Raw genomic sequence first — 6,379 nt, 5'->3', positions numbered from 1 at the left:
GGCGGCAATTCCCGCGAGCGGATGACGCCCGACCGATGCGAAAAGGACCGCTGCCATCGGGATGAGCACGACATAGGCGGCGTCGGCGGCGTGGTGCGACACCATGCCCACCACCGCGATGATCGGCGTCATATAGCGGCGTGGCGTACCCCGCAGCGAGCCGCGGATCAGCGCGAAGAACAGCCCCGACCGCTCGGCGACCGCGGCACCCATCATGATCGTCAGGATGATCCCGAGCGGCGTGAAGCTGGCATAGGTGCGCGGCATCTCGGTAAACAACCGCGCGATATTCTCGGCCGAGAACAGGTTCGACGCGCGATAGGTCAGAACGCCGCCCGCGAGTTCGGCGCCGGCGGGCGCCTCCTTGCCCGAATAGGGTAGCGACGCGCTCCACCCGAGCCCCGCGCCGATCGCCGATATGATCATCAATATGATGATCAGATAGAGGAAGATGATGGTCGGGTCGGGCAGCAGATTTCCGACGCGCTCGACGACGCCGAGGAAGCCCCTCTGACGCGCGGGGCGAACGATTTCGGCACTGATGATCGCACCTTCCTGGCCGGGCAAGGGGGATTCTCCTTCGAAAACGACATGAAGCCCGCGCGCGCGAATGTCACGCGGGCCTCATCTGCCGGGTCGGGATCAGAAGTTCACTTCGAGCCCGGCGCGAATGACCGGACCGAATTGTTCGAAACCGCCCCCCGACGGATCGATCACCTGAACCGATTCCATCACCGGCAGCTTTTCGTTGAAGAGGTTGGTGACGCCGAACGAGAATTTGGCTTCCTGCTTCCCGTTCATCGTCAGCGTGTAGGAGGCGGAGATGTCGTTGTAGAAACGCGACCCGGTGCGGTCGGGCGACAGAAGTTCGCGGCTGATCCCCGGCGAGATGTCGGTCAGCGCCTGGCTCGATTGATACCGTCCCTGCCAGCCGAGCGTCATCGGGCCGTTGCTGTAGGTCAGGCCGACGACACCCTTATATTTGGGATAGCCATAAAAGCCTTCGAGCACCGTGTAGAGGTCGGGCCGCGACTGGAAGGTATAAGTCCTGAGGCGGTGCAGATAGGTGAAGGCGAGGTTCGCCGAAATACGGCCGCCGCCGAGCGGGCGCGCGTAGAAGAGCTGTGTGTCGAGTCCCGACGTCTCCAGCTTCGACGTGTTCACATAGGTGCTGTTGCCCGTCGTGATGCCGAAGAAGTTCGGGCTGGCGGTGTTCGTCTCGCGCGTGATCAGCGAACAGAGGTCGAGATCGGGGCCGCCGGCGCGGTCGACGCAGTTTTCGGCGATCTGCTGCGGGCTCAGGAAGCTGATCGCATCGTCGATCTCGATATTGAACCAGTCGGCCGAAATCTGGAGTCCGGGCAGGAAGCTCGGGGTGAGTACGATGCCCGCGGTCCAGCTGTCCGACACTTCGGGGCTGAGATTCTGGTTGCCCGACACGATGAAGGGCACCCCGACGCCGCCGTTGAGCGGGGTGAAGCCCGCCGGGCGGCCGAGCGCGGCGCAGTTGGCGGCGCGGTTTGGATTGAGCCCGAGATTGGTTTGCGCGCAGGGGTCGTTGACGTTGGTCGTCTGCCCCTCGCTCGGCCGGAACGCCTCGAAGATGTTCGGGGCGCGGATCGCGCGGCTGATCGTCGCGCGAAGGCGCAAGCCGTCGGTCGGCTCCCAGATCGCGCCGGCTTTCCACGAGGTCGCCTGCCCCGCGTGACTGTAGTCGGCGTGACGGACGGCCCCCTCGACCGACAGCAGTTTGAAGAAGGCGATGTCGGTCAGGATCGGGATGCTGAGCTCGCCGAACAATTCGGTAACATGATAGCCTCCCTCATAATCCTGCGTCGCCGCCTGATTGGTGAGGCCCGCCTTGACGAGCGGGTCGGTGGTGCGGCCGTTGCGTTCCTTGCGATATTCGGCGCCGAGCGCGAAACCGACCGCGCCGCCGCCGGGCATCGTCAGGAACTTCTCGGTGTCCCCGGCGAGCGAGAAGCCCGCGGTCGTTTGCCGGATAAAGGCCTCGGAAACCGTCGTCGCCTTTACGAAGTTGCGCGCTTCCGGCGAACTGGCGGTCGAACCGAAGGGGTTGAACGGAGCACAAGGCGCGGTGCCCTGGATATTCGGTCGGACATATCCGGCGGGCTGCAACGCGGGAACGTCCGCGCGGCAGCGGATCTGCCCGCTGGCGGGGTCGACCACTGCGTCGAGCGCGGCGAGCAGGTTGGGAACGACGAGGCGGTTATAGCCGATGAACTTCGCCTTGGTGCGGCCATAGGTACCGTAGACGTCATAGCGGAGGTCGGCGAACCCCGTCTCGAACTCGCCCTTGAAGCCGCCGACGAACGACAGGCTGTTGCGGTCGACCTGGCTGAAGCGGAGGCCGACGTCGGTATAGAGACGGTCGAGGCGCAGGGTGGTGGCCCCTGCGTTGAGGAGGCGCTGGCGGAAATCCTGATTGAGGAAGGCGTTCTGCGCGATGTTGATCGCGACGCCCGAGCGGATCACCGGCTGGCCGCGGCCATAGCTCGACGTATTGTTGTAATCGACGCCGAAATAGCCGCGCACGCTGTCGCTGAAGTCGTAATGCGCGCTGAGATTGAGGTTGTAGCGTTCGATGTCGGGAACGATCGAGATCGAATCGTCGAAGCGGAAACAGGCGACGCCGCAATTGTCGAAAACCCCGAACAGGCTGCCATCGGTCAGGCTGGGAGTCGGAAAGGGACGCACGGTGCCGTCATCATTGAAGGCGAAACGCCCGAGGCCGCCGGTGTCGCCGCCGAAGCCGACAACGCCATAGCCCGAGAAGCGCAGCGCCTCACCGCCGGGGACGACGATCATGTCGGGGATGCCGTCGTCGGGACCGGTGTCTGCGGGATTGAGCATCGCGACATTGTTTGCCATGTCGGCCTGGCGTGGGGTGATTTCCTGCACCTTGGTATAGTCGGCGGCGACGGTGATGTTGCCGCGGCCTTCACTGAAATTCTTCCCGGCGACGAGGCTGGCGCCATAGGTCAGCCCCTCGGAACCGCGCGCGGGCTGCGATCCGTTGAACGAGATGCGGAAGCCGTCGAAATTATCCTTGAGGATGATGTTGACGACGCCCGACACGGCGTCGGAGCCATAGATCGCGGACGCGCCGCCAGTAATCACCTCGATGCGCTCGATCAGATTGGGGTTGATCGAATTGAGGTCGATAGCGGTGCTGTCGGTGGCGCCCGCGACGCGGCGCTTGCCGTTGACGAGCACGAGCGTGCGGTTCGACCCGAGGCTGCGAAGATCGACGAGGGCGAGGCCGCCGCTATTCTCGCCGCGCGAGCCTGACGCGCCGGACTGCTGGCTCTGTTGCATGCTGCCCGAAAAGCCGATCGAGGGCTGCTGTGCGAGCGCGCGGCCGATGTCGAACTGGGCATTGTTATTGTCGAGCGCTTCGGAGGTGACGACGCCGACAGGGGTCGGCAGGTCGAGGACCGGACGCCCGATGCGCGAACCCGTCACGACGATGTCATCACCACCGTCCATCGTCTGCCCATCGGCCGGTGGTGCGACGGTATCTTGCGCGTGCGCGGCACCCGCAAGGCTCGCGCAAAGCGTGATCGCGAAAAGCGATGTGGAAATTTTGAGTTTGCCGCCCGTGGCTGCAGTTGCCGGTCCCTGGATCATGTTTTTTCTCCGCCCTGAACCCTGCCAAAGCCGTTCGTTCGTCGGTTAGTGCAAGGGTCCAGCCTGTCTATGGACATGCGGACATCGTTCCCAATGCCGGTTCGACATAGAATCATTCGTGCGGCGTGGGCGGCATCTGCGCAGCATTATTGCTCGGCATGGCTTGGCCTCCCCGAGCAATCTCTTATGCGGTTTCGGCCTTCAGCCGGTTCTTCAGCATCGTCCAGAAAGCCTCGACGCTCGGGCTCCGCCGCGCGATCGGTTTATAGATGCGGATCTCGATCGGGACGTGCCAGCGCGCATCGCCCGCGGCGACGAGGCGGCCGCTCTCGAGGTCGGCGGCCGCGACGCTGAGCGGCGCCCAGCACACGCCGCGTCCGTCGCGCGCCATCGACAGCAGCGCGGTCGCCATGTGTGAACGAAACACGGTGCGGAGCGAGGCCGAACCCGCCGAAATCACCTGCGCGGCTTGCAGGATGCGGCCCATGCCCGACTTCTCCTCAAACTCCAGATAGGGGAGCGGCTGGTCGCCGCTGCCCGGCAGGGCGTGCGTGGGCTCCCCATCGCCGAGCGGCGCGGTCACCGGCATCAGCACATCCTCGCCGAGCGCGAGCGAGGTGAAACCCGCCGGGTCGAGCCGGTGCTGCGCCGCCGCATGATGGTGGCAGAGCAGGAAATCGGCCTTGCCTTCGAGCATGAAGCGTTCGCACGCCACCATATGGTCGGCGATCAGCGTGATCGTCCCGGCTTCATGGCCGTCGTGCAGGGTGCGGAGCCACGACGGGAAAAAGGTCGTCGACAGCGCGTGGGTCGAGGCGAAGCGGATTTCATTGCTCAGCGTTCCGCCGATTTCGCGGACATGGTCGCGGCCCAGCGTCAGGCGCCGCATGATCTCTTCGGCGAGGACGCGGAACGCCTGTCCCGCCTCGGTCAGCGCGATCCGGTGCGTGTCGCGATCGACCAGCGTCGCCCCGACCCAGTCCTCGAGCGCGCGGATGCGGCGGCTGAACGCCGGCTGGGTCAGGTTGCGCGCTTCGGCTGCGCGGGAAAAATTGCCTTCATCAGCGAGCTTGATGAAGTCCTCGAGCCACATGATATCCATTTGAATCCACTCGTCGCATCAATTGATACTGTCCCGGCATTGGCTTCGTCCGAACCGCTGACGGTAATCCCTGCCCGCGAAACCGCAGGAAGGGTAAGAAGAATGTCGGCGCCAAAAACGCTCTATGACAAGATCGTCGACGAACACCGCATATTATCTTTCGACGAATCCGGCGAAGCTGGCGAACGATTATTGCTCTATATCGATAGAACGGTGCTCAATGAATATACAAGCCCCCAGGCGTTCAGCGGCCTCCGCGCCGCCGGCCGAGCCCCTTGGCGCCCGGCGGCATCGCTCGGGGTCGTCGATCATGTCAATTCTACCAACCCCGACCGCGCGGCGGGCGAACTCGACGATGGTGCGCGGCAGCAGATCGAATATCTCGGCGAAAATGGCCGCGATTTCGGAATCGAAATCTTCGATCTCTTCGATCCGCGGCAGGGGATCGAGCATGTGGTGATGCCCGAGCTCGGTCTGGTGCTCCCGGGCATGGTCATCGCCGCGGGCGACAGTCATTCGACGACCTATGGCGCGTTCGGCGTGGTCGGCTTCGGTATCGGCACCTCGGACATCGAACATCTGCTGGCGACGCAAACGCTCGTCTATCGCCGCCTCCGGACGATGCGCATCACGATCGACGGAACGCTGGCGCCCGGCGTGACCGCGAAGGATCTGATCATGGAGGTGATCCGCCGGATCGGCGCCGATGGCGCGGCGGGGCATGCCGTCGAATTTGCGGGCGAGGCGATCGACGCACTCGGGGTCGAGGCGCGCATGACGATCTGCAACATGGCGGTCGAATGCGGCGCGCGCGTCGCGCTGATGGCGCCCGATGACAAGGCCGTCGAATATATCGCGGGATGCCCGCGTGCGCCGTCGGCGAGTCTGCTCGCCCAGGCGCGCGCCGAGTGGCAGGCGCTGTGCAGCGACCCCGGCGCGCGGTTCGACAAGGAGATCGCGCTCGATGCCGGCGACATTCCGCCGATGGTGAGCTGGGGGACCAGCCCCGACCAGTCGCTCGCGATCACCGGCATCGTCCCCGATCCCGACGACCTTCCCGCCGGGCGCCGCGCCGATGCGGTCCGCGCCATCGCCTATATGGGCCTAGCGCCCCATATGCGGCTGCAGGATATCGCGATCGATCGTGCCTTCATCGGCTCGTGCACCAACGCGCGCCTGAGCGACCTGCGCGATGCGGCGCGGATATTGAAGGGGCGTAAGGTGGCACCGGGCGTTCGCGCGATGATTTCGCCGGGGAGCAGCGGCGTCCGCCGCGCCGCCGAGGCGGAGGGGATCGACCGCATTTTCATCGACGCCGGGTTCGAATGGCGCCGCTCGGGCTGCTCGCTCTGCCTTGCGATGAACGACGACAGCCTCGCGCCCGGCGAACGCTGTGCGTCGAGCACCAACCGCAATTTCGAGGGTCGGCAGGGCATTGGCGGCCGCACCCACTTGATGAGTCCGGCGATGGTCGCGGCGGCCGCGGTCACCGGAAGGCTTGCCGATGTACGAGAGCTTGCGGCGGAGGAGCTTGACTGATGGAGCGCTTTCTCCGCCTGTCGGGCCGCGCCGCCGCGATGCCCGCCGCCAACATCGACACCGACGTCATCATGCCCAAGGCGTTCC

The 6,379-nt window shown here is 65.0% G+C and carries 4 protein-coding genes; 1 reads left to right on the top strand and 3 read right to left on the bottom strand.

Annotated elements, in window-relative coordinates; translation table 11 throughout:
• The 3 genes from VJ811_RS05940 to VJ811_RS05930 all read right to left on the bottom strand — a co-directional run.
• Positions 1–567, bottom strand: a 567-nt coding sequence (locus VJ811_RS05940; protein WP_324071349.1) for an AbgT family transporter, incomplete at its 3' end; no start/stop codon positions are given.
• 75 nt (positions 568–642) lie between these two features.
• Entirely contained in the window at positions 643–3,651 is a 3,009-nt protein-coding gene (locus tag VJ811_RS05935; protein ID WP_324071348.1) for a TonB-dependent receptor plug domain-containing protein, read from the bottom strand.
• Positions 3,652–3,835: 184 nt separating this feature from the next.
• A complete protein-coding gene (locus VJ811_RS05930; protein WP_324071347.1) occupies positions 3,836–4,753 on the bottom strand; it encodes a LysR family transcriptional regulator in 918 nt (305 codons plus the stop codon).
• Positions 4,754–4,855: 102 nt separating this feature from the next.
• Between VJ811_RS05930 and leuC the strand changes: the two genes are divergently transcribed.
• A complete protein-coding gene (leuC, locus tag VJ811_RS05925) occupies positions 4,856–6,292 on the top strand; it encodes a 3-isopropylmalate dehydratase large subunit (protein WP_324071346.1) in 1,437 nt (478 codons plus the stop codon).
• Positions 6,293–6,379 lie beyond the last annotated feature (87 nt).

This window comes from Sphingopyxis sp., from assembly GCF_035250425.1.
GTDB lineage: Bacteria > Pseudomonadota > Alphaproteobacteria > Sphingomonadales > Sphingomonadaceae > Sphingopyxis.
This window is presented reverse-complemented; position numbering and strand designations above follow the sequence as displayed.